The organism is Roseovarius sp. SK2 (assembly GCF_028807495.1).
GTDB classification, from domain to species: domain Bacteria; phylum Pseudomonadota; class Alphaproteobacteria; order Rhodobacterales; family Rhodobacteraceae; genus Roseovarius; species Roseovarius confluentis.
Genome location: NZ_JARAMK010000006.1, coordinates 95,439 through 121,442, shown reverse-complemented (window position 1 = coordinate 121,442; position 26,004 = coordinate 95,439). Strand labels below are relative to the sequence as shown.

Annotated in this window: 23 protein-coding genes and 1 tRNA gene; 11 read left to right on the top strand and 13 right to left on the bottom strand. The window is 64.6% G+C overall.

The genetic code is table 11. The features are described 5' to 3' along the window. Positions 1-3: 3 nt before the first annotated feature. The 5 genes from PVV74_RS13105 to PVV74_RS13085 all read left to right on the top strand — a co-directional run bounded on the left by PVV74_RS13105 (position 4) and on the right by PVV74_RS13085 (position 4,718). The gene (locus PVV74_RS13105) at positions 4-567 is read left to right on the top strand and encodes an isochorismatase family protein (protein ID WP_103764397.1); all 564 of its coding nucleotides are present in this window, start codon (positions 4-6) and stop codon (positions 565-567) included. After that, positions 564-2,306, top strand: coding sequence for a single-stranded-DNA-specific exonuclease RecJ (gene recJ / locus PVV74_RS13100; RefSeq protein ID WP_274593497.1), 1,743 nt, complete (start codon positions 564-566; stop codon positions 2,304-2,306). The genes PVV74_RS13105 and recJ overlap by 4 nt, the downstream gene beginning before the upstream one ends. 102 nt (positions 2,307-2,408) lie before the next feature. Beyond that, positions 2,409-2,483, top strand: a tRNA-Glu gene (locus PVV74_RS13095). A 289-nt stretch (positions 2,484-2,772) separates the two neighbouring features. Further along, on the top strand, positions 2,773-3,987 hold the full coding sequence (locus PVV74_RS13090) for a CaiB/BaiF CoA transferase family protein (RefSeq protein WP_274593496.1): 1,215 nt from the start codon (positions 2,773-2,775) through the stop codon (positions 3,985-3,987). Beyond that, positions 3,984-4,718 carry a glutathione binding-like protein gene (locus tag PVV74_RS13085; protein ID WP_274593495.1) on the top strand — a complete coding sequence of 245 codons (735 nt, stop codon included), beginning with the start codon at positions 3,984-3,986 and terminating at the stop codon, positions 4,716-4,718. Before PVV74_RS13090 ends, PVV74_RS13085 begins: the two co-directional genes overlap by 4 nt. A gap of 87 nt (positions 4,719-4,805) precedes the next feature. Here PVV74_RS13085 and PVV74_RS13080 read toward each other — a convergent pair whose 3' ends face one another. Continuing rightward, the gene (locus tag PVV74_RS13080; protein WP_274593494.1) at positions 4,806-6,095 is read right to left on the bottom strand and encodes an amidase; all 1,290 of its coding nucleotides are present in this window, start codon (positions 6,093-6,095) and stop codon (positions 4,806-4,808) included. Between the two features lie 431 nt (positions 6,096-6,526). Between PVV74_RS13080 and PVV74_RS13075 the strand changes: the two genes are divergently transcribed. The 3 genes from PVV74_RS13075 to PVV74_RS13065 all read left to right on the top strand — a co-directional run bounded on the left by PVV74_RS13075 (position 6,527) and on the right by PVV74_RS13065 (position 11,365). Next, the gene (locus tag PVV74_RS13075) at positions 6,527-7,609 is read left to right on the top strand and encodes a TRAP transporter substrate-binding protein (protein WP_103764401.1); all 1,083 of its coding nucleotides are present in this window, start codon (positions 6,527-6,529) and stop codon (positions 7,607-7,609) included. 114 nt (positions 7,610-7,723) lie between these two features. Continuing rightward, positions 7,724-8,695 carry a TRAP transporter small permease subunit gene (locus tag PVV74_RS13070; RefSeq protein WP_274593493.1) on the top strand — a complete coding sequence of 324 codons (972 nt, stop codon included), beginning with the start codon at positions 7,724-7,726 and terminating at the stop codon, positions 8,693-8,695. A 24-nt stretch (positions 8,696-8,719) separates the two neighbouring features. Next, a complete protein-coding gene (locus PVV74_RS13065; protein ID WP_274593492.1) occupies positions 8,720-11,365 on the top strand; it encodes a TRAP transporter large permease subunit in 2,646 nt (881 codons plus the stop codon). 297 nt (positions 11,366-11,662) lie between these two features. Here PVV74_RS13065 and PVV74_RS13060 read toward each other — a convergent pair whose 3' ends face one another. From PVV74_RS13060 to PVV74_RS13050, 3 genes are read right to left on the bottom strand one after another with little or no spacing between them, the layout of a single operon-like run. Further along, positions 11,663-12,100 (bottom strand): response regulator, encoded by a 438-nt coding sequence (locus PVV74_RS13060; RefSeq protein ID WP_274593491.1) that lies wholly within the window; start codon positions 12,098-12,100, stop codon positions 11,663-11,665. Further along, entirely contained in the window at positions 12,093-13,271 is a 1,179-nt protein-coding gene (locus tag PVV74_RS13055; protein ID WP_146050066.1) for a sensor histidine kinase, read from the bottom strand. Before PVV74_RS13055 ends, PVV74_RS13060 begins: the two co-directional genes overlap by 8 nt. Then, entirely contained in the window at positions 13,255-13,674 is a 420-nt protein-coding gene (locus PVV74_RS13050) for a methanogen output domain 1-containing protein (protein WP_274593490.1), read from the bottom strand. Before PVV74_RS13050 ends, PVV74_RS13055 begins: the two co-directional genes overlap by 17 nt. Positions 13,675-14,210: 536 nt before the next feature. Here PVV74_RS13050 and PVV74_RS13045 point away from each other — a divergent pair. Together PVV74_RS13045 and PVV74_RS13040 are read left to right on the top strand one after the other, a co-directional pair. Beyond that, complete coding sequence (locus PVV74_RS13045) at positions 14,211-15,587, top strand: hypothetical protein (RefSeq protein ID WP_274593489.1); 1,377 nt, start codon at positions 14,211-14,213, stop codon at positions 15,585-15,587. A 9-nt stretch (positions 15,588-15,596) separates the two neighbouring features. Continuing rightward, positions 15,597-16,589, top strand: coding sequence for an NAD(P)H-quinone oxidoreductase (locus tag PVV74_RS13040; protein WP_274593488.1), 993 nt, complete (start codon positions 15,597-15,599; stop codon positions 16,587-16,589). A gap of 24 nt (positions 16,590-16,613) precedes the next feature. Here PVV74_RS13040 and PVV74_RS13035 read toward each other — a convergent pair whose 3' ends face one another. Genes PVV74_RS13035 through PVV74_RS13015 form a run of 5 tightly spaced genes read right to left on the bottom strand, consistent with a single transcriptional unit; the run spans position 16,614 to position 21,406 of the window. Continuing rightward, on the bottom strand, positions 16,614-18,092 hold the full coding sequence (locus tag PVV74_RS13035; RefSeq protein WP_274593487.1) for an aldehyde dehydrogenase: 1,479 nt from the start codon (positions 18,090-18,092) through the stop codon (positions 16,614-16,616). Positions 18,093-18,100: 8 nt separating this feature from the next. Next, positions 18,101-19,135, bottom strand: a complete 1,035-nt coding sequence (locus PVV74_RS13030; RefSeq protein WP_274593486.1) for an LLM class flavin-dependent oxidoreductase — start codon at positions 19,133-19,135, stop codon at positions 18,101-18,103. Between the two features lie 3 nt (positions 19,136-19,138). Further along, positions 19,139-20,050 (bottom strand): flavin reductase family protein, encoded by a 912-nt coding sequence (locus PVV74_RS13025; RefSeq protein WP_103764444.1) that lies wholly within the window; start codon positions 20,048-20,050, stop codon positions 19,139-19,141. After that, positions 20,047-20,835 (bottom strand): alpha/beta fold hydrolase, encoded by a 789-nt coding sequence (locus PVV74_RS13020; RefSeq protein ID WP_103764409.1) that lies wholly within the window; start codon positions 20,833-20,835, stop codon positions 20,047-20,049. Before PVV74_RS13020 ends, PVV74_RS13025 begins: the two co-directional genes overlap by 4 nt. Then, positions 20,807-21,406, bottom strand: coding sequence for an amino acid synthesis family protein (locus tag PVV74_RS13015; protein WP_274593485.1), 600 nt, complete (start codon positions 21,404-21,406; stop codon positions 20,807-20,809). The genes PVV74_RS13020 and PVV74_RS13015 overlap by 29 nt, the downstream gene beginning before the upstream one ends. Before the next feature lie 105 nt (positions 21,407-21,511). Here PVV74_RS13015 and PVV74_RS13010 point away from each other — a divergent pair, with 105 nt between their 5' ends. Then, positions 21,512-22,366 (top strand): LysR family transcriptional regulator, encoded by an 855-nt coding sequence (locus tag PVV74_RS13010; RefSeq protein ID WP_274593579.1) that lies wholly within the window; start codon positions 21,512-21,514, stop codon positions 22,364-22,366. 263 nt (positions 22,367-22,629) lie between these two features. On the opposite strand, the gene PVV74_RS13005 is transcribed toward PVV74_RS13010, so the two are convergent. The 4 genes from PVV74_RS13005 to PVV74_RS12990 are packed head-to-tail and all read right to left on the bottom strand — an operon-like array spanning position 22,630 to position 25,967. Next, the gene (locus tag PVV74_RS13005) at positions 22,630-23,316 is read right to left on the bottom strand and encodes an ABC transporter ATP-binding protein (RefSeq protein ID WP_274593484.1); all 687 of its coding nucleotides are present in this window, start codon (positions 23,314-23,316) and stop codon (positions 22,630-22,632) included. Further along, positions 23,313-24,062 carry an ABC transporter ATP-binding protein gene (locus PVV74_RS13000; protein ID WP_274593483.1) on the bottom strand — a complete coding sequence of 250 codons (750 nt, stop codon included), beginning with the start codon at positions 24,060-24,062 and terminating at the stop codon, positions 23,313-23,315. Before PVV74_RS13000 ends, PVV74_RS13005 begins: the two co-directional genes overlap by 4 nt. After that, a complete protein-coding gene (locus PVV74_RS12995; protein WP_274593482.1) occupies positions 24,055-25,038 on the bottom strand; it encodes a branched-chain amino acid ABC transporter permease in 984 nt (327 codons plus the stop codon). Before PVV74_RS12995 ends, PVV74_RS13000 begins: the two co-directional genes overlap by 8 nt. Before the next feature lie 8 nt (positions 25,039-25,046). After that, entirely contained in the window at positions 25,047-25,967 is a 921-nt protein-coding gene (locus tag PVV74_RS12990) for a branched-chain amino acid ABC transporter permease (RefSeq protein ID WP_274593481.1), read from the bottom strand. Positions 25,968-26,004 lie beyond the last annotated feature (37 nt).

The following is a 26,004-nucleotide window of genomic DNA, read 5'->3' as shown; positions in this document are numbered from 1 at the left end:
CCAATGTTACCTGCCCTCGTCCTTATCGACTTCCAAACCGGCTTTGACGCCGATTTCTGGGGCGCCCGCAACAACCCCGACGCCGAGGATCGCGCGTCCCAACTCCTGTCGGCGTGGCGCGAACGCGACGCCCCCATTTGCCACGTTCTGCACCTCAGCAAGGTCGTAGGCAGTCCGATCCACCCGGACTCGGGCGGTTGCGAGTTCAAGCCGCAGATGATGCCGCTGACCGGCGAGCCGGTGTTCGAAAAATCCACCAACTCCGCCTTCGTCGACCCCGCGCTTCATTCGCACCTGACATATCTTGGCGCAACCGAACTGGTGATATGCGGACTGACCACGCCGCACTGTGTGTCCACCAACGTTCGCTGGGCCGACAATATCGGCTATGACGTGACGCTCGCACACGATGCCTGCGCCGCCTTTTCGTTCTCCGCCGACACCGGCTGGAACCCCGACCTGTCACCGATGGATCCCGAACCGATCCACACCACCGCCGTATCGCACCTGCACGGCGAGTTCTGCCGGGCCCGCTCCGTCGCCGCGATCCTGCGCGACCTTTCATGAGCTACCTCGGAGTCGCGCGCTCCCTGACCGGGCGCCGCTGGATCGGCCCCACCCCCGATACTGACCGCCTGGCCGAGGCGATGGCGCAGGACACCACCCTGCCCCGTCCCCTCTGCCAGACGCTGGCGCGCCTCGGCGTGACCTCCTCCGACGCTGCGGCATATCTCGACCCCAAGCTGCGCGACCTCATGCCCGATCCGCGCAGCCTGAAGGACATGGAAACCGCCGCCGCACGATTCCTTCAGGCGGTCGAACGGCGCGAGAAAATTGCCGTCTTCGCCGACTACGATGTCGACGGAGGCGCGTCGGCGGCCCTCCTGATCGACTGTCTGCGCCAGATGGGATTGAACGCCACGCTCTACGTTCCCGACCGCATCGACGAAGGCTACGGCCCGAACGCCCCCGCCATGGCCGAACTCGCCGCCGCGCACGATCTGATCCTCTGCGTCGATTGCGGCACACTCAGCCACGAGGCGCTGGCCGCCGCCACCGCCGCCGATGTCGTCGTGCTCGATCACCATCTCGGTGGCGAAACCCTGCCGCCCGCACTGGCCGTGGTGAACCCCAACCGTCAGGATGAAAGCGGCGACCTTTCGCATCTCTGCGCCGCTGCCGTGGTGTTCCTCATGCTGGTCGAGGCCGGCCGCCAACTGCGCGACGCCGGCAAACAAGGCCCCGATCTCATGGCGATGCTCGACCTCGTGGCCTTGGCCACCGTCGCTGACGTGGCCCCTCTGCGCGACGTCAACCGCGCCTTCGTACGCACGGGCCTCGCCGTCATGGGCCAGCGCCGCCGCCCCGGCCTCGTGGCGCTGGGTGACGTGTCGCGGCTCGATACCGCGCCCACCGCCTATCACCTCGGCTTCGTCCTCGGCCCGCGCGTCAATGCCGGCGGCCGGGTGGGCCGCGCCGATCTGGGCGCGCGCCTTCTGGCCTGCAACGACCCGGCCGAGGCTGTGTCGTTGGCCGAGAAACTGGACGAACTCAACACCGAGCGCCGCGACGTCGAAACCGCCGTCCGCGCCGCCGCCCTCGATCAGGCCGAGGAGCGCGGTCTCGACGCTCCCCTTGTCTGGGCCGCGGGCGAAGGCTGGCATCCGGGCGTCGTCGGAATCGTCGCCTCGCGCCTCAAGGAAGCCACCAACCGCCCCGCCATCGTCATCGGCTTTGACGGAGACGAAGGCAAGGGCTCGGGCCGTTCGGTCTCCGGCGTCGATCTCGGGCACGCCATCCAGCGCCTTGCCGCCGAGGGGCTTTTGCTCAAGGGCGGCGGGCACAGGATGGCCGCCGGCCTGACCGTGGCACGGGACAAGCTCGACGCCGCGATGACCCGCCTCTCCGACCTCCTCGCCCGCCAGGGTGCAGGCAGCTCCGGCCCCGCTGACCTGGCGCTTGATGGCCTGCTTATGCCCGGCGCCGCCACGCCGGAACTCGTTGACCAGATCGAACAGGCCGGCCCCTTCGGCGCCGGCGCACCCGGCCCCCGCTATGCCTTTTCCGACATGGGCATCACCTTCGCCAAGCGTGTCGGCGAAAGCCACCTGAAGATCCGCTTCGGTGATGGCACCGGGCCAAGTCTCGACGCAATCGCCTTTGGCGCTTACGACACGGCGCTGGGCCAGGCTTTGGAACAGCATGGCGGCGCACGGTTCCACCTGGCCGGACGCCTTGACATCAACACCTGGGGCGGCCGCCAGACCGTGCAACTCCGCCTCGAAGACGCCGCTCCCGCCGCCTGAGCGCCACGTCCCGCCCAGGCTCCGCGATACCCGCAAAATTATGCAAGAATCCCCTTGCGCCGGTCGCGGCTTTTTCATAGTTACACGCTCACGCCAAGGCATGGCCCGTTCGTCTATCGGTTAGGACGCCAGGTTTTCAACCTGGAAAGAGGGGTTCGATTCCCCTACGGGCTGCCACTTCTCCCTTGCATGCCAGCTCCCTGCGCAACTGCGCCTTCATTCCGCTTGGGGTCGAGGATTCACGGTCGCCCCCAAGGTGCAGACCTCGAATTTGCACGTCAAAGCACCCGCAGCACGGCCAAGAGCGGTCACAAGATTGCGATGCAGTGGCCGCAAGCCGCTGTGCCGCGCCAGGTAGCAAGCGGACCGCGCCGGCATTCCTTGGTTTGTATCTCGGCGCAGGACGGTTCAGAGTTGCGGCGGGGTCTGCTCCCCCGGCACAAGGATCATAGTGGAGACGCACCAGATGCCAGGACCGCTGCACGGGTATCGTATAATTGACCTGACGACGATGATCTCTGGCCCGCTGGCCACGATGACGCTTGCCGATCAGGGCGCCGAGGTGATCAAGATCGAACACCCGGAAGGCGGCGATCACAGCCGTCAGGTGACCGGACGGCGCGGCGGCTTCTCGGCCTCGTTCCTCAACAACAATCGCGGCAAGAAATCCGTCACACTGAACCTCAAGGATCCGCGCGGCGTTGCGGCCGCGCTGCGCCTCTGCCAGTCGGCGGACGTCTTCGTGCAGAACTTCCGCCCCGGCGTGGCCGAGCGGATCGGGCTGGGCGAGGCGGCGGTGCGCGCGGTACGACCCGACATCATCTACACCTCCATCGCCGGTTTCGGGTTTCAGGGCGACTGGGCCGGCAAGCCCGTCTACGACCCGCTTATTCAGGCACTGTCCGGGCTGGCCAGCGTGCAGGGCGGCGCGGATGCCGCGCGTCCCCGGTTGGTGCGCACCATCCTGCCCGACAAGCTGACCGCGATCCAGACCGCTCAAAGCATCACTGCCGCCTTGCTGGCCCGCGGACGCACCGGTGAAGGCAGCCACGTGCGGATATCCATGCTGGACACGGTGCTGGCCTTTCTCTGGAGCTCGGACATGGCCGGCTACACCTTCATCGGTGACGAGGTCGAACCGGAGAAAAGCGCCGATGCGCAGACCTTCGTGGAACTCATTTACCAGACCAGGGATGGCTGGATGGCAGTCTCGGCCCACACCGACAACACCTGGGCCGGGCTCGCCGCCGCGGTGAACCGGCCCGACTGGCTGAACGACCCGCGTTTTGCCACGGTCGCGGCGCGCGAAGAGAACAAGCCCGCGCGGCTGGAACTGACGCAGGAGGCGCTGCTGCAGGACACGACCGCCAACTGGATGGACCGCCTTGGCGCCCATGACGTGCCCTGCGCCCCGGTCCTGACCCGGGCCGAGGTTTACGCCCACCCGCAGGTCGCCGCCAATCGGATCATCCTCGAACAGGATCACCCCCAGGCCGGCCCGCTGCGCCAGACGCATACGCCGGCCCGGTTTTCCGCCACGCCGCCAGACGTCCCCCGCCCTGCCCGACGGCTTGGCGAAGACACCCGCACCGTGTTGGCAGAGACGGGCTACGCCGCGGCCGAAATCGACGCGATGATAGCGGACGGCATCGCCACCGACACGCAGGACAGCACCGAATGATCGACTTCTACTATGCCCCCACGCCCAACGGCTGGAAGGCCGCCATAATGCTCGAGGAGACGGGGTTGGACTATCGCCCGATCCTTATGCGCCTCAGCGAGGGGGACCAGTTTGCCCCCGGCTTTCTTCAGATCAGCCCCAATGCAAAGATGCCAGCCATCGTCGATCACGCGCCCGATGCGACGTGGGGCGACACCCCCGTGCCGGTGTTCGAGTCCGGTGCGATCCTGCTTTACCTTGCTTACAAGGTCGGCCAGTTCGCCCCGCCCGAAAGCGACCCGCGCGCCCGGAAGGAGCTGATGGAGTGGCTGTTCTGGCAGGTCGGGAACCAGGGGCCGATGGGCGGACAGCTCAGCCATTTCCGCAATTACGCCCCGGAGGACGAGCGCGACTACGGCTTCAAACGGTACCTGGGCGAATACGACCGCAACCTCGGCGTCCTTGAGGCACGCCTGGAGGCGCGCGACTATATCCTGGGCGACTACTCCATCGCGGACATGCTGGCCTTTCCGTGGGCCTTCATCGCAAAGCCGCTCGGCGCCTCGCTGGATGACTTTCCCCGCGTGGCCGACTGGCGGGCCAGGATCAAGGCACGCCCGGCTGTGCAACGCGCGATCGACTTGCACAAATCCGAACAGAATGGCGGACGCCACCGGGTGGACAACAACAGCATTCTGTTCAACCAATCCGCCGCCTCGTTCAAGTCCAAGCCCGACGACGGCACGGCGTAGTCACGACCATCCACCCTACCGCTCGAACGTGGCAGCCTTTCTCTTGATGTCCGATCCACCGATATCACGCGGCACGATTCGGCGACTTCAATCAGGAAGAAAGCGCGACATAAGCCAGTCTGCGACCGTCAGAACCCCTCGGTCGTTTCCCATCGCTCCCACAACCTGAACGCCCATGGGCAGGCCCGCGTCCGTCTGCAACAGAGGAACCGAGCAACACGGAAGGCCCAGCAGGCTCCAGATCCGGTTGAAACTGGGCGACCCAGTCCCGCTTTCAAAGAGCGGTGCGGGCCCCGTGGACGATGGCGTCAACCAGACTGCATCGCGCGGCACAAGCCCGTTGACCAGATGGCGCAAGCTGCGCATGGCCTGCCTGTCCGCAATCTTTTGATCGCCTGCAAAGGCGCTGCCTTTATCCAGCTCGGCTCTCAGCGCGTCCGACAGCAGGTCCGGCCATTCGGCATGTTCATGGGCCAGCGCCTCCGCCGCTTCCATCGCCATGATTCGCGCATGCAGCCCCGGCGCATCCTCGAACGCGGCCTCGATCTCGGGCGCGAACTCACAGTCCGAGAACTTGTCACCCAGCCCCGTCTCAAACGCCGCCCATGCCTGCACCAGCTCCGGCTCGGCCTCGTTCCACACGGGCGAGCGGTAGACTGGCAGTTTCGGCGGCGCGGCACTTGCATCCGGTTGCAGGTCCTGCCCTGTCAGCGCCTCGACGAAAAGCGCCGCATCCGGCACGGACCGCGCGAACACCCCAACTGTATCCAGGCTGCGCGAAAGCGGTGCGACACCGCCGGTTTCGACCAGATCGAAGGACGGTTTGAACCCCACCACACCGCAGAACGACGCCGGGCGAATGATCGAACCGGAGGTCTGCGTCCCGAAGGCAAGCGGCACCATGCCACACGCGACCGCGGCGGCCGAACCCGAGGACGATCCTCCGGGCGTGCGGCTCGGATCATGCGGGTTGCGCGTGCGTGTCGGCTGATAAAACGCGAACTCGGTCGTTTCCGTCTTTCCAAGCGCGATACCACCCGCGCCGCGCGCCAGCGCGACCGCCCCCGCATCGAACCCTGCAACCCGATCCTTCCAGATCGCGGAACCGCAACGCCACGGCATGTCTCTGACCGCAAAGATATCTTTCACCGCGATGGGGACACCGCGAAGTTTGCCGGAAACAGGCGCAGCATCGATCCTCTCTGCTGCGTCCAGTGCTCCGCTTTCATCCACGTAAACCCACGCCTTCAGCTCCGGCTCCAGTTGCTCGATGATCTCCAGTCGCTGCCGCACCGCCTGCGTGGCGGTCATCTCACCCGACTCGATCATGCGTGCGGTCTCGATCGCGCCCGGTGCGTTCTTCGTCAATGCCGACAATATTCTTGCTCCCTGATCCAATACCAGTTCGTCCGCAGATCGAACCCGCGCATTACCCAACGTCACCTTACGAGAATCCCGCGAGCCTGCGCGCGGCAAACTAGCTCTCGTTCGCAATCTTGCGAGCGGATGGACGGCATGTTCTGCCGCACCGATCGACTTGCAATCAGCTCCGCCCCTCAATCGCTACAATATTAATCACTTGAGCGGAGTCGTGCCGCAATTTCGTGCATAAAACAATGATTGTCACGAAATGCATAACAGCTATGTTTCCTGCAATGGGTTGGGCACCATTTGCATCGCTCAGCGAGCGCATTGGGGGTTGCTGCTTATGGTTTGAAAATGGACGCGACTGACGTACTCAGTCTCACAGCTAGGTGCTCGCACGAAAACACCCCGAACAAAAATACCATCAACAGGAGGAATGAAGAATGGAGAGACGTAAGTTTCTGAAATACGCCACGACCGGCGCAGCCGCTTCGGCACTGGCCGCACCCGCGGTCGCACAAGACCGGATCGAAATGACGATCGTATCGACCTGGGGCCGTGACTTCCCGGGTCTCGGCACCAGTGCCCAACGCCTGGCAGCGCGAATCGAGGAAGTGACCGAAGGACGGATCGCCGTGCAATACTTCGCTGCCGGCGAACGCGTGGGCGCGTTCGACAGCTTTGACGAGGTCGCCTCTGGCAACGCAAGTGCCTATATCGGCACCGATTACTATTGGAAGGGCAAGCACCCCGGCTGGGCGCCATTCACGGCCGTCCCCTTCGGCCTGACCTACTCCGAGATCGACGCCTGGATGAAGTTCGGCGGCGGTCAGGATCTGCTGGACAAGATCGGCGCCGAGTTCGGCATCAAGGGCATTCCGTGTGGCAACACCGGACTGCAGATGGGCGGCTGGTTCAACAAGGAAATCAACTCGCCCGAAGATCTCAAGGGCCTCAAGATGCGTATCCCCGGCCTCGGCGGCGACGTCATGGCCAAGGTCGGCGCCTCGCCGGTTTCGCTTCCGGGTGGTCAGATCTACGAAAACCTCGTTTCGGGCGCCATCGACGCGACCGAATGGGTGGGTCCGTGGAACGACTTCTTCCTCAAGCTCTACGAGGCGGCGCAATACTATTACTGGCCGGGTATGCACGAGCCGGCCTCGCAGGTCAGCCTGGGCATGAACAAGGACTGGTGGGACGCCCTGAGCGAAAGCGACAAGCGCATCATCACCGTCTGCTGTGCCGAAGAGAACGCCCGCCAGCCCGCCGAGACCAACTACCAAAACGGTATCTACCTGAACCGTCTGGTCAACGAGTACGGCGTGGAGCTGCGCGAGTTCAATGACGACGTCTACGAAGCATTCGGCGAGGCCGCGACCGAGGTGATCGAGGAAACCCGTGATCACAGCGCCCTGGCTGCCGAGATCATCGACAGCTTCCTCGAGGCCCGCAACAACGTCGGTGTCTGGAGCAACTACTCCGATGCGCCCTACGTGGCGAAGCGCAACCGCTTCCTGCGTATCTGACGGCCTCTTGGTCATTCACGCTGGCACAAACAACGGCCAGCCCTGTCGAGGCGGAAGACATTCCGCCTCGGCCAACGTATAACGGGACGCTGAATTTTCTGGGAGGGGCCTGCGATGGTCAGTGCTGATATGGGGGCGCCAGCAGTCGTGCATCGCGCGTTCGGTTGGCTTGTTCTAAGTGCCACCGCCGCATTTCTGATCAACGCCATCCTCAGGTTCTGGTTCGACCTGCCCGGTGCAGGCGCAGTCCTGTCAGGCGGCGGCGCGCTGGCCGCATTGCAGCTTGGCATCTACGCGCTTTTCGCCGTGGTCGCACTTTATGGCGTTCTGCGATCCCGCGACATCTCCCTTCGCACCGATGCGGCACGGGTCGCGGCGCTCAACACCTTCCTCGTCCGCGCGGCGTTCTGGGTCGTCCTTCTGGTCGGCGTAGGTGACGCGGTTGTCTCGTTCCTGCGCGTGAACGGCCAACTCGAGGCCGTCGTCGGCTCCGACCTGGCCGGCAGCCTGGGCCGGGCCGAGTATCGTGGACTCTACTTTCACACCCCGCTGGTGATCCTCGGCATACTGATCGCCGCCGTGACCCGGTCACTTGGCTTTATATGGCTGGCCCTGCTGGTCGTGGTGGCGGAGCTCCTGATCGTCTTCAGCCGCTTCGTATTCTCTTACGAACAGGCTTTCATGGCCGATCTCGTCCGGTTCTGGTACGGCGCTCTGTTCCTGTTCGCCTCGGCCTACACCCTGTACGAGGACGGCCACGTACGCGTGGACCTCTTCTATGCAAGCATGCGTCGCGAAGCCAAGGGCAAGGTCAACGCCTGGGGCGCCGTCCTTTTGGGCCTGTCGCTGTGCTGGACGATCCTGATCGTGGGCTTCGGTTCTTCGTCCAGTATCATCGTCGGCCCGATCCTCGTGTTCGAAGTCACACAGTCGGGCTTCGGCATGTATGTGAAATACTTCATGGCCGGATTCCTCGGGGTGTTCGCCGTGACGATGATGCTGCAATTCGTGGCGCAGTTCTTCGAAGCAATCGCCGACAAACGTGGCGAACCGGGTGCGCGGCAGACGCACACGGACATGATGTAACCGAACTCGACGGGAACCGCGCGTATGGAAATCGTCTTTCTCCTCTTGCTTGTCTTCATCATGGCCGCGGCCCTGGGGTCCGGCTATCCGGTCGCCTTTTCGCTGCCCGGTGCCGCGATCATCACGGTCCTTCTGGCCGCCGGCGCGGGTTATCTCTTCGGGGGCGGAACGGACGCCTTTTTCGTGTCCGGCGGTCCCTCGCAATGGCTCAGCGCCGGGGTGACCAATCTCCGAGGGGTCTATTGGGAACCCGAACGCGACACGCTGATCGCAATTCCTCTCTTCATCTTCATGGGCATCATGCTGCAACGCTCAAAGATCGCAGAGGATCTTCTCGTGACCATGGCCCAGCTCTTCGGCCCTGTCCCCGGGGGCCTGGGCATTTCGGTCGTGGTCGTGGGCGCCTTGCTGGCGGCAACCACCGGTATCGTCGGTGCAACCGTGGTCGCCATGGGCCTGATCTCGCTGCCCGCGATGATGCGCAACGGCTACGCCAACCCGCTGTCCACGGGCATCATCTCGGCCTCCGGCACACTGGGCCAGATCATCCCGCCTTCCATCGTGCTGATCATCCTCGCCGACCAGCTGGCCTCCGCAGTGGATCAGGCCGGACAGGCGCGCCAGGACCTCTACAAGGAAGTCACCGGCGAACTGACCATGCCGTCCGAATTCGCCGTAGGATCGACCAGTGCGGGCGACATGTTCCTCGGCGCGCTGGTGCCGGGCCTGGTGCTTGTCGGGCTCTACATCCTCTTTATCCTCGCCGTTGCCCTGATCCGCCCACGCTATGCGCCCGCCGTGCCATACGAAGGCCGCTACGACCTGAAATTCGCAGGCAGGGTGTTGCTCGCGATGGTGCCGCCGCTGGCCCTGATCGTCATGGTCCTGGGCTCGATCATCGGCGGCATCGCCACCGTGAACCAGGCCGGCGCAATCGGTGCCATCGGCGCCATGATCATGGCCGGCTACCGCCTTTACGAAGGCGGCGGACGCCTGCGCTACGTGCCCGCGATCATCTCCCTCATCGGGCTTGGCGTCATCGGATACGTGCTGTCGAACTATGACACCAACATCCAGAACATCACCAATGCCGACGACCAGTTCGGCGTCAATCTGGCGGTGTTCGGCGTCATCCTGACCGTGATCGGCATCGCCTGGAGCGGCTATCGCGCCTATGTCACCGAAAACGCCCTGACCGGCGTGATGCTCGAAACGGCCAAGACCACGTCACTGGTCTTCATCATCCTGCTCGGCGCCGCGATGCTGACCGCCGCCTTCCGTGCCTTTGGCGGCGAGGAACTGGTCAAGCACTTCCTCGAAGGTCTCCCGGGCGGCTTCTGGACCAAGTTCGCCATCGTGATGCTGGTGATCTTCGTCCTTGGCTTCTTCCTCGATTTCATCGAGATCGCCGTCGTGGTGGTGCCGATCGTCGCACCGATCCTTCTGGCGGACCCCGAGGCGAACGTGACCGCCGTCTGGCTCGGCGTCATGATCGGGTTGAACATCCAGACGTCCTTCCTCACGCCTCCCTTCGGATTTGCGCTCTTCTACCTGCGGGGTGTGGCGTCCAAGGCCGTAAAAACCATCCAGATCTATATCGGCGTGCTGCCGTTCATCGGGCTGCAGCTGCTCTCGCTCGTCATCGTCGCCTACTATCCACCGTTGGTAAACTACCTGCCGATGCGCAGCTCGCTGACGGCAGAAACCGCGCCGCCGCCGATCAATCCCGCGCTGCAATACTGTGTCGAGGAATACGTGGCCCAGGAATTCGCCCAGAACGGGGACGAGATCGAAGCCGCCATCGACCGCGCGGCGGGGCTTGACCTGTCCTATCTGCCCGACGACGTGCGTGAAGATTTCGAGCGCGGCGTCTCCAAGGCGCGCGAGGCCCTGCCGATGATGCAGGAGATCGAGGATATCAAGGCAGAGCTCGCCGCACAGGCCGTCGACTATCGCCCGCAACACAGCTTCGTGCGCGGCCTGCAAAGCGAAGCGCGGATCATCAATGCCGAACTTGAAGACCTGCGCGTGCAGGTCAGTCGCGGCTTTGGCGATACCGAGGCCTTGCAGGCGCGGGCCGAGGAAATGGAAGCCGAGCGCGAAGCGATCCTCGCCCAGATTCCTGAAAGCTGGGACGAAGCGGAACAGGCCTATAGCCAGATCACCGCAAATGATCGTCGCGCGCGCAACCTCTACCGTCGGACGGTCGACCAGGCCTACGAGCCAGTCCAGGAGCTGAGGCAGATCATCATGTCAGCCGACGCGCTGGCCGAGATCGAGGGCGAACTGCAGCCCCTTGCCCGTGACGCGGCCGACATGGACCGCGAGACCGCGGACGCGCGCTTCAAGGAGGTCGAACGCATGTTCGGCGACGTGGCAGGCGGCAACGAGATCCGCGGCCTGCTCTCCGACGCCCGCCGCGAGATCGACGCCCGCACGCCCAATCCCGAACGCGCGCTGGAGTTCATCGAAGAGGCACAGGCCCTTTACGAGCAAGAGCTGGCATGGCGCTCCCGCGCGGCCGAAGAGTTGCTGCCCGAGCTTGACCGCTACGACATGGCCATTCGCGATACGATCGGCTTGCGCAAGCAACCGAAACTGCCAAGGGAACAGGCGCTCTTCATCGCATCGTGCAACGCCGAGCATCGTGACATCTCGCTGAACTTTTGATGGCATAAGCTCTCGCGCGAACCTGAATGCCGATGCTCTGAAGTGCCGATGGCGCTCCGGTCAGCGACCGGTCCGGGCGTCGCGCGTCGGGCCGCTCAGCTTGCGCTAGGCATTCGCGACGGCGGGGGCAATCGGCGGCGTGGCGGGGTGTCGCTTCCGATCGGTTCGCAGATACGTAATACCCCGGATGGCCAGCCTGGCCAAATGTCGCGCAACGCCCGCCCGATCCGTCGTCCATTCCGAAATTGCCGGACCCCAGTCCGGCCCTATCGGAGGCAGGTCTTCACCGTGTTTGGGTCAAACCACGGGTCGGCCCGCCGCCTTCAATTGTGCGGCGATCGCTTCGATCTGCGCCTGCACCAACGGCTTGTTGGCAAACTCGTCGATGGCACAAAACGCCTTCGCCCGCTCGATATCCTGCGGATTGACCGAAGAGGTCAGCATCACGATGATCATCCGGCAGAAATCTTTTCCGAACCGCGCCAATGCTTCCTCCAGAAATTCGAACCCGTTCATCCTAGGCATGTTTATGTCCAGAAACAGCACGTCGATCACCGGCCTGTCGGGCCGTTCGAGGAACGCCAGCGCCTCTTCGGCCATGGCAAACTTGATCAGGTTGTTCACCAGCCCCGTGCGTCGCATCAGCCGCTCGCAGGCCGCGTGAAAAAACGTGTCGTCATCGATCAACATCACGGTCTCGATGGCCGCGCTTGCGCCGTCCGTCAGGTCAGTCATCGCGTGCAACGTTCAGCTTGAGGATAAAGATCGACCCGCCGTCCGGGTTCTCGTCGACATCGAGCGTCCCGTTCAGATTCTGAACAATCCGGCGGCACATCGTCAGGCCCAGGCCGCTGCCGGGTATCTCGTCATGCCGATGCAGCCGGCTGAACAGGTCGAAGATCCTGGCGCGGTACTCCGGCGCGATGCCGACGCCGTTATCCGCGACCCTGATCGTCACCATTTCGTCCGAGTCGGCCTCTTCCGCACCGATATCGATCTTGGCAGGCCGGTCGGGGTGGCGGAACTTGATCGCGTTCGACAGCAGGTTCTGGAACAACACGCGCAGCATCACTGGCTCGCCCGAAACAACCGGTAGCGGGCCGGTGCGCACCGTGGCCGACGCGCCCGTGATCTCGGCCCTGAGGTCGGCGATCACATCCGCGAGAACCTCCTCCAGCGGGCAAGGCTCGCAGGGCATGACCGACCCGATAAGCTCCGTGTAGTGCAAAAGGTCCTCTATCAGAACCGACATGCGCGACAGCGTCTCTCGGCTCATCCCGACCAGTTCCGCCTTCTCTCGGTCCAGCGCGCGACTGCCGCACGCGTCCAGTTCAGACAACAGCATCGAAACCGTCTGAAGCGGCGATTTCAGGTCGTGCGATACCGCATAGGCAAAGGACTTCAATTCCGCATTGGCGGCGTTCAGGTCATTGTTCGCCTTCTCAAGACACAGACGGTGCTGGCGTTCCCGGCGCGCCCTCTCATTGGCGCCCTCCAGTTCGGCATTCAACTCCCGAAAAGGTTTGCCCAACGCGTCGCCGCTTTCCGACACCAGCACGAAACGGTTCGGCGCGCGTGTCCCGTTACGGATCGCGCCAACCCGGAACCGGATGCGGCGTGGCAGCCCGGGCCTCTTTGCGCGCAGTGGCAGCAGCATCGCATCGCCGGAGGCTGCGATTAACATTTCCCGCACCGCGTCTTCCAGCGATATCTCGAACACGTCCGGCAAGGCCCAGCGCTCTGGTACGGCTTCGTCTTGGAACAGGTGACGCACCAGCTTTTCAGCTCCTGCATTCGCCACATGCACGCGCGCCGCGCGGTCGACAAGCATCGCGTGTTTCGGCAATGCTTGAAAGGCACTTACCTCGTTGTCGCGGTGCCGCGCCGCGTCAGCCAAAGAACTCACGGCCCGCCTCGCCTTCGGTAAGGTGCACGATCACCCGGCAACCCAGGTCGCCGCGTGCGATGGTCTGAGGCTTTTCCACCCGCGCATAGCCCAAGTTGCTGGCTGCAATCCGGCCAAACACGCTCGTTGTCATCATGCACAGCGATTCCCGGCCCTCGACCTGATCCGCGAACGGACAGCTGCTGTTGACCAGAACAATCTTCTCGGGCGAGATCGACTCAACCTTGAACGCGCCCTCGATCCGCTCTTTCAGGTCCACCAGCGCCTGCGCCACCTGCGTCACATCAAGCGCATCAGTCTCAAAGATCGCCCGGTATTCCTCATTCATCGTTTCGCCGATCCGCGATCCGACCCGCCCAATGAACCCTTCCGCCGCTTCCAGGCCAACACGGGATTCCAGCACGTTCGCAAGTTCGCTCAGTAGCTCTCAGGAATTCGTCGCGATTGCGGCTGATCACCTTGTCAGCACCCGCGATTGGCGCCATTTCCATCCAATCTTCTCCGGCTGTTGGTTTCGTATACCGATGCTAGGGCAAAGAGATTAACGAAACACCAAGAGCGCGCGGCTCCCCAAGGTCCACCTTGCTCGAAATTTCACCACGCAAAAACAACACCTTGTCTTAAATTTCACCTGCTGGACCTGGAAACATCGGCCAATCGCGCGTTCCAATCTGGACTTCGCCTCGCCCCTCGCGGAAGTTGCCCCTGCAGGATACACAGCCATGACCCACACCGCACCAGACGCCCCCGGACACGCACCTATGCTCGTGCGGGAACAACGCACCGCCCCGGCGGTTTCCTTCTCAGCACGGCCGACACAGCCCGACTCATTCAAGAAAGTCGCCATGAGTGATCTCTCCAGACCCGCCCGGGATGCGCATCACGGTCCACCCGGCAAATCCGGCGCGGCCCTGCACACTGCCTTCGGTACGCGCGTTCATGGCTGACTTTCTTGTGACATCAAGGCGCTGGCGTGACATTCTCAATTCGCTGCTGGCGCTCTACCTTCTGGGCACCGGGGTCGCGGCCATCGTGCTGCCGGTGCCGGAACTCCCGGCGGTCTTTGCCCTCTTGGCGTTGGCGCTGCTCAACCGTCACGGCCTTAATCGCCCGGCCTGGATCATCGGAAGCATCGTTCTGATGCTCTTGCTGTGGGGCAGCATCGGCGGCTGGCTAACGGCGACGGGCGGCCTTGGCAGGTTCACTTTCCTGTCGGCCTTCCTCATCGCGCTCGGGCTGCTCAGTCGCGCGGCCTCTCGCGCGCCCGACATCCGCCGGGCCGCCGCCGTGATGGCAAGCCGCCCGCGCGGGGCGCGCTACCTTTTCGTGTCTCTCGGCACCCACATCTTCGGGATCTTCCTCAATTTCGGCGCCGCCAGCCTGATGGCCACCCTGCTAGCCCAGATTCGCGACAAGCTGGAGCAACAGAACGCGGTCGGGAACCTGACCCTCGCGATGCTGCGCGGCTTCGGCGCCATGCCGATGTGGTCGCCCCTGGCGTTGTCGACCATCGTCACCCTCTCGATCCTGCCCGAGGTCGATTATTTTCAGATCCTGCCTTATGGTCTGGTCGCCGCCGGCCTGTATCTCTTCGCGGGCTATATCGCGTCGCGAAGCACCCTCGCCGACCCTGACCAGAAGACCCTGACACGCGCCATGCCAACCCTTCCCGAACAGCTCATCCTCCTGCGCGTCGTCGCCCGTGTTGCGGCGCTGGTTGCGGTCGCCTTCACGCTCCACCGTTTTGCAGGCCTCTCCATGCCCGCCGCTGTGCTGGTGGCGGTGGTGGTCTTTTCGCTGGCCTGGTGGGCGATCCAGATCGTCTCCGGCAATGCCCCCGGACTGCAGCGCGAACTGGCCGTCACCGCGCAATCAGGCGTCAACGAGCTTGTCGTCGTTTCCTGCGCGGGCTTTCTTGGCGCCGTCATCGCCTGGTTCGTGAGCAACGTCGACGGCGCCCTGCCAACGCCGCCCACCGCGCTACTGCCCCTGCTTGTCGCTTTGGTGCCGTTGGCGATGGTGACGGGCGGCCTCCTGGCGCTCAATCCAATCGTTTCGGCCAGCATATTGCTGGGCGTACTGCACCCGCTGGTGCCGACCCCGGCCCTCCTTTGGCTGGCGCTGGCCGCGATCCTCGGCTGGGGTGTCACCGCCAGCTCGACCCCCTTCACCGCCAACGTGCTGATAACGACCCGGATCATGCAGGTCGAACCGACCCCGCTCCTGCGCCGCGGCAACCTGAAGCTGACCGTTTTGTCGCTCGCCGCGCTGGGTCTTTTCCTGGCCACCGGCACGTTTCTCGCACTCCAAGCCTAGGAGCCCTCGATGACCTCGACCATGCAAGCCATCTTCGCCAGTAAGCCCGGCGGCCCCGACGTTCTGCACCCCCGTGAGGTCCCGGTTCCGCAGCCCGGCCCGGACGAGGTGCTGATCCGCGTCGCCGCCGCCGGTGTGAACCGCCCCGACCTGCTTCAGCGCGAGGGCGCCTATCCCCCGCCACCCGGCGTGACCGAAGTGCTCGGCCTCGAAGTCGCCGGCGAAATCGTGGCCTGCGGCGACGAGGTGCTGTCGTTCTCGCCGGGCGACAAGGTCTGTGCGCTGGTGGCGGGCGGCGGCTACGCCGAATACTGCGTCGCCCCGGCGCCACAGGTGCTACCCTGGCCCACCGGCCTGTCGGCAGTCGAGGCCGCAGCCCTGCCCGAAACCTACTTCACCGTCTGGACCAACCTCTTTCGCATCGCGCGCCTTGCCCAGGGCGAAAGCGTTCTGATCCACGGCGGCGCAAGCGGCATCGGCACCACCGCGATCCAGCTCGCGCGCGCCATGGGCGCCACCGTCTACGCCACCGCCGGCACCGACGACAAATGCCAGGCCTGCCGAGATCTCGGCGCCACGGAGGCGATCAATTACAAGACCGCACGCTTCGAGGACGAAATCACCCGCCTCACGGACGGCCGGGGCGTCGATGTCATCCTCGACATGATCTGCGCCGAGTATCTCGACCGCAACCTCGCCTCGCTCGCGCTCTCGGGGCGGCTGGTCGTCATCGCCTTTCTCGGAGGCGGCGAGGCACAGGTCGATATCAAGGCGTTGGTCAGCAAGCGCCAGACCCTGTGCGGCAGCACCTTGCGCCCGCAATCGCCTCAGGAAAAAGGCCTTATCGCGGCCGACCTGTCGGCACAGGTCTGGCCGCTGCTGGAACAGGGCACGGTCCGCCCTCTGATCAACTCCGTCCACCCGCTCGCCCGCGCCTGCGATGCCCATGCCGAGCTTGAGGCAGGCAATCACGTGGGCAAGATCGTCCTGACGGTCGACTGACCACGCGCAGGCGCGCCGAACGCGTCAACGCATCACGAAGGGATTTGCCATCGGGGAGCGGGACGTGTTGATCCACGTCGTCTTGGTGCGCGTGTAGTCATGGATGGCGTCCAGACCCGCCTCGCGCCCATACCCCGAGCGGTCGACCCCTCCGAAGGGCGCGATCGGAGATACGGCGCGATAGGTATTCACCCAACAAATCCCCGCCTTGAGCCGCGATGACACCCGGTGCGCACGCGCCAGGTTCTCGGTGAAAACCCCGGACCCAAGGCCGAAGGGCGTGCCGTTGGCAAGCGCGATGGCGTCTTCCTCGGTGTCGAAGGGCAAGAGCGACATCACAGGGCCGAACATTTCGACCTTCAGCGTCTCCGTCTCCGCATCGGCGCATTCCACAAGCGTCGGCGCCATGTAATTTCCGGGCCGGTCCAACGGCGCACCCCCAAAGCGAATAGTCGCGCCCCCGGCCACAGCCGCAGCAAGGGTCTTTTCGATCTTGTGAACCTGCTCCGTCGTGCAGAGCGGTCCAATCTGTGTTCCGGCGTCAAGCGGGTCGCCGATGACCACCCCCTTCATCTTTTCTTCGATCTTTCCCGCCACCGCATCCAGAACCGAGCGGTGCACCAACCCGCGCGATCCGGCCACGCAGCTTTGGCCGGACGCGCCGAAATTGCCCGCGATCAGTCCGTTCGCGGCACCGTCCAGATCCGCATCCTCGAAAACCAGGATGGGAGATTTGCCGCCAAGTTCCAGCGTCGTGACCGCGAAGTTCTCAGCCGAATTGCGCACCACGTGGCGTGCCGTGTCGGGTCCGCCGGTAAAGGCGATGCGGTCGACATCCGGATGGCGGGTCAGCGGGATGGCACAGTTCTCCGCGTCGCCCGTGATGACCGAGACGACACCCGCAGGAAAGCCGGCGCGCTCAATCAGACGTGCGAATTCGAGCATGGGCGCAGGCGCGGTTTCGGCCGCCTTCAAGACCACGGCACAGCCCGCCGCAAGCGCAGGTCCAAGCTTTGTCGCGGTCAGGAACATCTGCGCGTTCCACGGCACGATGGCGGCCACGACACCAATCGGCTCGCGCCGCGTAAACACATGCATGTCGGGTTTGTCGATCGGCAGGACGGCACCTTCGATCTTGTCGGCCAGCCCCGCGTAATAGCGATAGTAATCGCCCACATAGGCAGTCTGGCTCGACGTCTCGGCCAGCAGCTTGCCACTATCGGTGGTCTCGATCCGTCCGATCTCGGCGGCATTTTCCTCGATCAGGTCGGCCAGCCGGTACAGCAGCTTGCCACGCTGCGTCTGGGTCATGTCGCGCCACACGGGATCGTTCAGCGCGCGGCGGGCCGCAAGGATCGCGCGGTCGACGTCCGATTTCGAGGCGCAGGCGAACGTCGCCCAGTCCTCGCCGGTTGCCGGGTTCTGCGAGGTCATGATCTGGCCGTCGGACCCTTCGGTCCAGGACCCGTCGATGAAAAGCTGGTAGTGCGATCGGGCGTTCATATCGGTCCTCACGTAAAGGCGGGCATGACATCGTCGATGAAGCGGGTGAGCGACGCGCGTTTACGCTCGAAGCTCATGCCGCTGTCGATCCAGAAGGAATACTCGTCATAGCCAAGGTCTTCGTATTTCCTGATCTTGGCAATGACATCTTCGGCGGTACCGATGGTCAGGTCCCGGGCCATGTTCTCCGGCGCCATCATGGCGTTGCCCGCGATCTCCTCGTCCGAAAGCGGCGCAAGCAGGCCCTGTTCGACGGGGCGCTTGTTCTGGAACCATGCCCCGAAATAGCAATAGAACCGCGAGAACTCCCGCGCCGCCCGGTCAACGTCATCGGCATCCGCGCCGACATAGGTATGATGCAAGAGCATGATCTTGGGGCGCGGGCCATCGTGGCTCTCGCAGGCCGCGTTGAAGCGGGCCATCAGTGTTTCGATCTCGTCCATCCCCTGCCAGAGCGGCGTCACCTGTATGTTGAACCCGTTGTGCACGCCGAATTCGTGGCTGTTGGGGTCGCGTGCGGCGATCCAGATCGGCGGGCCGCCATCCTGCACCGGCTTGGGCGCGGCGGTTGTGGCGGGGAAGCTGTAGAATGCGCCTTCGTGGGCGCAGTCGCCAGCCCAGAGCTTGGGCAGCAGCGGCGTGCTCTCGCGCATTCTCTGCCCCGCTTCCCAGGCATTCATGCCCGGCATCAGCCGCTCATATTCGTAGGAATAGGCACCGCGGGCAATGCCAAGCTCGATGCGTCCGTCTGTCATCAGGTCCGCCGCCGCGGCCTCGCCGGCCAGCTTGATCGGGTGCCAGAACGGCGCGATGATCGTCCCCGTCCCCAGCTTCACGTTTCGGGTGTGGTGGGACAGGTTGACCAGTGTCGTCAGCGGGTTCGGCGCGATGGTGAATTCCATCCCGTGATGCTCGCCGGTCCATATGGCGCGCATACCGGCCTCGTCCGCCATCTTGCAAAGCGCGATCAACTCTTCGTTCAGCTGACGGTGTGATTGTTCGGGCGTAAGGCGCTCCATGTGCACGAAAAGAGAGAAATCCATGCGTCAGGTCCTTTCAGGCAAATGGTGAACATCTCCGCGCCGGGCATCGCCAACATAGAGGCCGAAGCTGCGGGTCTCGGCCTCCTCTGCGAAGCGGTGCATCATCTGCGTGATCGCCGCCGTTGCGAAGGTCAGCCCGGGAATGTCGCGGATCGGATGACGGGTGAATGCCGAACCTGCGGCCGAGGCATTCGCCAGGAAATAGGAGCATTGGACATTGCCGTCGTCGAACACCGCGTAGGCAGGCCCCAGGCGGACGGGCTGGCCGCGCGAACCGAGGTTTCCCGCAAGTGTTCGGCGGACATGTTGCCGCTCGGTCGAGATCACCTGTGGCGGGCGATAGCCGGCATCGGTCTTTTCAAGAAGGACCTCATCGCCTTCAGTGATGATCGCCCCCAGCAGGGCCGTGTTGCCCGCAGGGTCGAGCGCGGCGCGCTCAAGGCCGAGGCTGAAGAACTGCCCGCCTGCATAGCCAAGGCCGCGTCCGGCGTCGTGATGAAAGGCACGCACCTCGCCGAGCAGGATGGCGTGATCGCCCGCGTCGACCACTTGGTGCGTCGTGCAGGAGAATTGCGCGAGCGCCCCGTCAATTAGGACGTTGCCATGCGGGTCCGCCCGGTGCGGGGTGCGGGCAAAGCGGTCTCCCTTGAAGGTCGCAAAGGTATTGGCCACGTCTTCCTGCCCTTCGGCAAGGACGTTGACGGCAAAGTGCGAACAGCTTGCGAAACTGTCGTAGGACGACAGGAACCTGCCCGGGCAGACCAGCAGGAGCGGCGGATCAAGCGAAACCGAAGAGAACGAATTGGCCGTGAACCCCAGCGGCGTCCCATCCGCCGCCTTGCAGGTCACGACCGTGACGCCGGTCATGAAGCTGCCGAAAGCCCGGCGCAGCGCGCGCGGATCGAGTGCGCTCATGGCCATACCTCCCGCGCGAGGTCGAGCATCGCGGCGTTCACCTCATCGGCATGGGTCATAGGCATCATGTGCGCCGCGCCCTCGACAATCAGTGCACGGCCGCGCGGCGCCAGCACAGCCATGGCGCGCGACATATCAGGCGTGGAATTCGGCTCCAGCGCCCCGGTTGCAAAGAGCGCGGGACAGGCCAGCGACCGCAGTGCCGTCCGGCTCGGTCCCCGGGACTCCGCAAACGCCGTGTAGGCCAGTTTGTAGCCTCGCGGGTCCACATTGCGCAGCCAGGTCTCGCAGGCGGACCTCTCGGGCGAGGCCGCATCGCCGAACCAGCGGTGCAGCGTCGACGACGGATCTGGCGCGCGCGTTTCGTCAAAACTGGCGGCCCGCGCCCGAACCGCCGCATCGGCCTCCGGCGTGCGCTCGAAGACGGCGTTGAGCGCGGCGACCGCGCAGACATGCGACGGCGCGCGTACGGCCACGTCGAGAGCGATCATCGCCCCCATGGAATGTCCCACCAGCATCGCGGCTTGCGGCAAGGTTTCGACCACCGCCAGGGCGGCCTCCACGTAGGTCTCCAATGTCGGCGTTCCGTCCGGGCACTGGCTGCCGCCATGGCCCGGCATGTCCGGTGCGATGACGCGATAGTCGCCCCCCAGCGTGTCGACCTGCGGCCCCCAGGCATCGGCGTTCAGGCCAACCCCGTGCAGCAACACCACGGGGTGCCCCTCGCCGACGTCGATCGCCGACAGGCCGGCAACCTCAGACCGCGGCAGGATTGTCGACGTCATGGCCCAAATCCTTCAGGTCCTGATAGCGATCCCCGATCCGGTGATGCGGCCGGCCGGACAATGCCGCGCCCAGCACGACGATGACCTCGTCATCGCGCGGCGCATCGGGGATTGAGAACTGTATAGTCAGATAGTGCGACCGCCTCCCGGCATCGTTCTTGTCCATCAACGGCACCATGATAGGCGCGTTGGCGGGGCCGCGGGTGTTGGTGAAAGCGAGATAGGACTTGGCCTCTACCGCCTCTCGGAAATGATTGCCGAAGCGCAGCGTGTGGATCAGGCCCGACGCGTGCTCGATCTCTCCATCCAACCCCACGACGGCGGCCTTGCCATAAGCCTCGATCGCGGCGCCGCTGCCGGCAAGGCCGATCATCCGCTCTGCCAACATCTTGCCCAGGACCGGCCCATAGGCCTGTATCTCGGGCTTAAGATCCGGCACGAAGCGCCCGGCCCACGGGTTTTTCAGGACAGCGGCAACCGCGAACATGCGCCAAGGCGCCTCGGCCGCACGGAACCCCTCGACAAGAACCTCCTCGTCATAGGTCACTATCTTCCTGATCTCGGGCGTCATCTCATCCTCCGTTCGCTTTGAACCAGAGTTAGAAAATGGCGGATTTTTTGACAAATGATCGATTCATGTGCTTAGGTATTAGCCACACTTATATCTCGCTTGATCATGGCAAAATCCCTTCCTCCTCTCGGCTGGCTGCGCTCTTTCGAGGCCGCGGCGCGTCATCTTAGCTTTACGGCCGCGGCCGAGGAACTGGGCCTGACCCAATCCGCCATAAGCCAGCAGGTGAAGTCCCTGGAGACACGGCTGGGTGTCCCACTTTTCACGCGACGCGCGCGCGGACTTGCCCTGACGGATGTCGGCCGGCGTCTGCTGCCCAATGTCGAAGCGCCGCTTCAAGCCTTGGCGACCGCAATGGTTGGTATGGACACGGAACCGCCGGGGGGGATACTTACGATTGCGGCCTCGGTCAGCGTGGCGCAATGGATCATCGCACCGTGGCTGCCGGAGTTTCGTCTCCGCCATCCGACCACCAATATCCGGCTGCTGAGTGCGATCTGGCCGGACGATTATCATTCGTTCCGCGCCGATATCGAGATACGCTTCGGGTCGGCTCGACAAGTCGGGCCCGATGCCGACGCCATTTTGCCGAACCGTCTGATTGCCGTGAAATCCCCGAAACTTGCGGGGGGCTTGCAGGACCTGCCCCTTATCGAAGCGGTCGGCACCTCCAGCGGCTGGCAAAGCTGGTCCAAGGCGATCGGGAAGACGCCGCAGCCGGCCCTGCAAACCGATACCTACGGAATGGCACTGCATCTCGCGTCGCTTGGCAACGGCGTCGCATTGGTCAACGAGTGGCTGGCGGGCCACGCGTTGCAAACCGGACTGGTCGAGCGCGCCCACCCCGCGTCAATCCCGGCTCACGAGGGGTATTACCTGTCGATTGACCAAAGCAAGCCAGCGGCTGCAGAGATGCGCGCATGGCTGATGCAAGGCGATCCCGATCACAGCGCGCGATAGGCTCAGGTTCCATTGATCGACTTGTGACGGCATTGGCGGCCTGAATCATGCTCTCCGGTAATGGGAGGGTGTGATGAGCACTCTTTTCTGCCTGACGGACCAGCAGATGGTACGGCGCGCTCTTCGAAACTCCGGGCACCTTCATGTGCGGCAAGACGTTGTCACATAGGGCCCAGCGAACCGACGACCGCCAGCGCCATGACTTTGACTGTCCCGACCGCCCACAGGCCGACCTGACGCCCCATATTAAAGCCCCGCGCCGTTCAAACGCCCACGAACCGCTCCGTGATATCCGGCGTCAGCGCGTCCATGTTACCCGCCCACACCGTTTTACCCCGCTCCAGCAGCACAGCGCGGTCCGCCACCTGCGCCAGTTCCTTTACCGACTTGTCGATCACCAGCAGCGCCATACCCGACGCGCCGCGCACCTGTCCCAAAGCCGCCCAGATTTCCGCCCGAACGAGCGGTGCAAGCCCCTCGGTGGCCTCGTCGAGGATCATCAGCCTTGGGTTGGTCATCAGCGCCCGGCCAATCGCCAGCATCTGCTGCTCGCCCCCCGACAGTGACGCCGCCACCTGCCCCGCACGCTCTTCCAGCCGCGGAAACAAGTCCGCCACCCGCGCCCGGTCCCATGGGCCGGGCCGGGCCGCTGCCAACAGGTTCTCCGCAACCGTCAGGTCCCGGAAACACCGCCGCCCCTCGGGCACAAGGCCAATCCCCAGCCGCGCGGCCCGGTGGCTCGGCAGATTGTGCAAATCCTGGCCGTCGAAGCGCAATACACCCCGGCTGGGGATCATCCGGCAGATCGCCCGCACCGTGGTGGTCTTGCCCATCCCGTTGCGCCCCATCAGCGCCACGGCCTCGCCCGCGCCCACCTTCAGGTCCACGCCGAACAGCGCCTGGCTAGCGCCATAGCTTGCCTCCAGCCCTTCGACCCGCAACAGGCTCATGCCTCTTCCCCCAGATAGGCGTCGCGCACCGCCCGGTCCGCCCGGATCTCGGCCACTGTCCCCGTCGCGATGATCCGCCCGTAGACCAGCACACTGATCCGGTCCGCCAGGGCAAAGACCGCGTCCATGTCATGCTCCACCAATAGGATCGGCGCCGTGCCGCGCAATTCGCTCAGGAATCCCGTCATCCGTTTCGAGCCTTCCGCGCCCAGCCCCGCCATCGGCTCGTCCATCACGAAGGCGCGCGGGCCAAGGCTCAGCGCCACCGCCACTTCCAACTGCCGCCGCTGCCCGTGCGACAGGTCCGCACACCGCGTCGCCGCCACGTCCTCCAGCCCCACCTGCGCCAGCGCCGCCTCTGCCCTGTCGCGCAAATCGGCCTGGCGCAACGCCGCCCCGAAGAACCGCCAGGGCCGCCCCACGGCCCCCAACGCGCCCAGCACCACGTTCTGCAGCACCGTGTCTTCCATCGCCAATTGCGACACCTGAAACGTGCGGCCCAGCCCGGCCCGCGCCCGCGCCGCAGCCCCCGTTCGGGTCACGTCCGTCCCGCCCAGCCACACCTGTCCGGCATCCGGGCGCAAAAGCCCGCAAACCTGCTGGATCAACGTCGACTTGCCCGCGCCATTGGGCCCGATGATGGCGTGAATCTCTCCCGCCTTCAGGTCGAGCGACACGTCCTCGCTCGCCGTCAAAGCGCCGAACCGCTTCGTGATCCCCCGCGTCTCCAGCACCGGCTCAGTCATGCGCGACCGCCCTGCCCGCCAAGAGCCCCACGATGCCACCCCGCGCCAACAGCACGATCAGCAGCAGGATTACCCCCAGCCAGATCAACCAGAACTCCGTCAGCCCGCCCAGCCAATGCTCCAGCACGACGAACACCGCCGCCCCCACCACCGGACCGAACAGCCGCCCGACTCCGCCCAGGATGACAAGGATGATGATCTCGCCCGAGAACTGCCAGCTGAACATCGTCGGGCTGACAAACCGGTTGAGATCGGCAAAGAGCGCCCCAGCCAGCCCCGTGATCGCGCCCGAAATCACGAAGGCCACCAGCTTCAGACGCATCGGGTTCAGCCCCACCGTCTCCACCCGCACCGGCACCTGCCGTGCCGCGTTCAACGCCAAACCGAAAGGCGACCGCATCAGCCGCGCGTTCAGCCACAGCACCGCGCAGAGGATCGCGAAACAAACCCCGAAGAACTGGATCGGCACCAGCGTGTTCAGCCCCGGAAAGCCGTTGCGCACATAGATCGACAGGCCGTCTTCGCCACCATAGGCGCTCCACGAGATCGCGAAGTAGAAAAACATCTGGCCAAAGGCCAGCGTGATCATGATGAAATAGACCCCGCTCGTGCGCAGGCTCAAAACCCCGATCACCAGCGCCGCCAGTGCCGAGGCCACGACGGCCACCAGCCATATCACCGGCATGCTCTTGGTGCCTTCGATCAGCATCGGCCATTCGGTCACCGCGGTGTAGGTCTGCGCATGATGCGCCAGTATGCCCATCGCATATCCGCCGATGCCAAAGAACACCGCATGCCCCAGGCTGACCAGCCCGCCCAGCCCCAGCGCGATGTTCAGCCCCACCGCGGCCAGCGCCAAAATCGCCACACGGGTCGCCAGCGTGATGGTGAAGGGCTCGTCCGCCACGAGCGCCCAAAGCGGCACCGCAACCAGCCCGGCCAGAACCGCGAAATTGACCCAGAATTCCCGGCTCATGCCCCCAATCATGCCCGCGCTCCGAACAGGCCCGTGGGCCTCCACACCAGCACCGCGCTCATCAGGATGTAGATCGCCATCGACGCCAGCGATGCCCCGACCTGCGTGCCCGCCGCCGGCTCCATGAACAGCTTGAAGAACTCGGGCAGGAATATCCCTCCAAGCGTATCCGTTAGCCCCACCAGGATCGCGCCCACGAAGGCCCCCCTGATCGACCCGATCCCCCCGATCACGATCACGACGAACGCCAGGATCAGGACCGGCTCACCCATGCCCACCTGCACCGACTGGATCGCACCCACCAGCGCGCCCGCAAGCCCCGCCAGCGCCGCGCCCAGCGCAAAGACAAGCGTGTACAGCTTCGAGATATCCACGCCCAGCGCCGCGATCATCTCCCTATCGTTCTCCCCTGCCCGGATACGGATGCCGATCCGCGTGCGTTCGATCAACAGCCACAGACCCAACGCCACGGCCAGCCCCACGCCGATCAGCGCCAGCCGGTACAGCGGATACTGGATGCCTCCCGGCAGCGTCACCGGCCCCGACAGCGCGTCGGGAATGTCCAGGTACAGCGGGAAAGAGCCAAAGAGGTACCGCGTGCCCTCAGAGAAGATCAGGATCAGCGCGAAAGTGGCCAGCACTTGGTCCAAATGATCGGTCGCGTATAATCGCCGGATCACGGCCACTTCCACGACCGCGCCGACCGCCGCCGCCACGGCCAGCGCCGCGCCCAGCGCCAGCAGGAAGCTCCCCGTCGCCGCCGCCACCGCCGCGGCGGCAAAGGCGCCCACCATGTAAAGCGACCCGTGCGCGAGGTTGATCAGCCCCATCACCCCGAAGATCAGCGTCAGGCCCGCGGCCATCAGGAACAGCATCACCCCGAACTGAAGCCCGTTCAGAACCTGTTCGATGATCAGAATGCTCGACATCCGCGCCGCTTTCCCCTGCCGCTATCCGCTGCCCGAT

Bases quoted from the DNA above. Each gene is read 5' to 3' on its own strand.
- PVV74_RS13010 (WP_274593579.1), top strand. From the start codon at position 21,512: ATGGCAAAATCCCTTCCTCCTCTCGGCTGGCTGCGCTCTTTCGAGGCC.
- PVV74_RS13070 (WP_274593493.1), top strand. From the start codon at position 7,724: ATGGTCAGTGCTGATATGGGGGCGCCAGCAGTCGTGCATCGCGCGTTC.
- PVV74_RS13090 (WP_274593496.1), top strand. From the start codon at position 2,773: ATGCCAGGACCGCTGCACGGGTATCGTATAATTGACCTGACGACGATG.
- PVV74_RS13060 (WP_274593491.1), bottom strand. From the start codon at position 12,100: ATGACTGACCTGACGGACGGCGCAAGCGCGGCCATCGAGACCGTGATG.
- PVV74_RS13005 (WP_274593484.1), bottom strand. From the start codon at position 23,316: ATGAGCCTGTTGCGGGTCGAAGGGCTGGAGGCAAGCTATGGCGCTAGC.
- PVV74_RS13040 (WP_274593488.1), top strand. From the start codon at position 15,597: ATGACCTCGACCATGCAAGCCATCTTCGCCAGTAAGCCCGGCGGCCCC.
- PVV74_RS13105 (WP_103764397.1), top strand. From the start codon at position 4: ATGTTACCTGCCCTCGTCCTTATCGACTTCCAAACCGGCTTTGACGCC.
- PVV74_RS12995 (WP_274593482.1), bottom strand. From the start codon at position 25,038: ATGAGCCGGGAATTCTGGGTCAATTTCGCGGTTCTGGCCGGGCTGGTT.
- PVV74_RS13045 (WP_274593489.1), top strand. From the start codon at position 14,211: ATGGCTGACTTTCTTGTGACATCAAGGCGCTGGCGTGACATTCTCAAT.
- PVV74_RS13025 (WP_103764444.1), bottom strand. From the start codon at position 20,050: ATGAGCGCACTCGATCCGCGCGCGCTGCGCCGGGCTTTCGGCAGCTTC.
- PVV74_RS13065 (WP_274593492.1), top strand. From the start codon at position 8,720: ATGGAAATCGTCTTTCTCCTCTTGCTTGTCTTCATCATGGCCGCGGCC.
- PVV74_RS13035 (WP_274593487.1), bottom strand. From the start codon at position 18,092: ATGAACGCCCGATCGCACTACCAGCTTTTCATCGACGGGTCCTGGACC.
- PVV74_RS13075 (WP_103764401.1), top strand. From the start codon at position 6,527: ATGGAGAGACGTAAGTTTCTGAAATACGCCACGACCGGCGCAGCCGCT.
- PVV74_RS13085 (WP_274593495.1), top strand. From the start codon at position 3,984: ATGATCGACTTCTACTATGCCCCCACGCCCAACGGCTGGAAGGCCGCC.
- PVV74_RS12990 (WP_274593481.1), bottom strand. From the start codon at position 25,967: ATGTCGAGCATTCTGATCATCGAACAGGTTCTGAACGGGCTTCAGTTC.
- PVV74_RS13030 (WP_274593486.1), bottom strand. From the start codon at position 19,135: ATGGATTTCTCTCTTTTCGTGCACATGGAGCGCCTTACGCCCGAACAA.
- PVV74_RS13020 (WP_103764409.1), bottom strand. From the start codon at position 20,835: ATGACGTCGACAATCCTGCCGCGGTCTGAGGTTGCCGGCCTGTCGGCG.
- PVV74_RS13015 (WP_274593485.1), bottom strand. From the start codon at position 21,406: ATGACGCCCGAGATCAGGAAGATAGTGACCTATGACGAGGAGGTTCTT.
- recJ (WP_274593497.1), top strand. From the start codon at position 564: ATGAGCTACCTCGGAGTCGCGCGCTCCCTGACCGGGCGCCGCTGGATC.
- PVV74_RS13000 (WP_274593483.1), bottom strand. From the start codon at position 24,062: ATGACTGAGCCGGTGCTGGAGACGCGGGGGATCACGAAGCGGTTCGGC.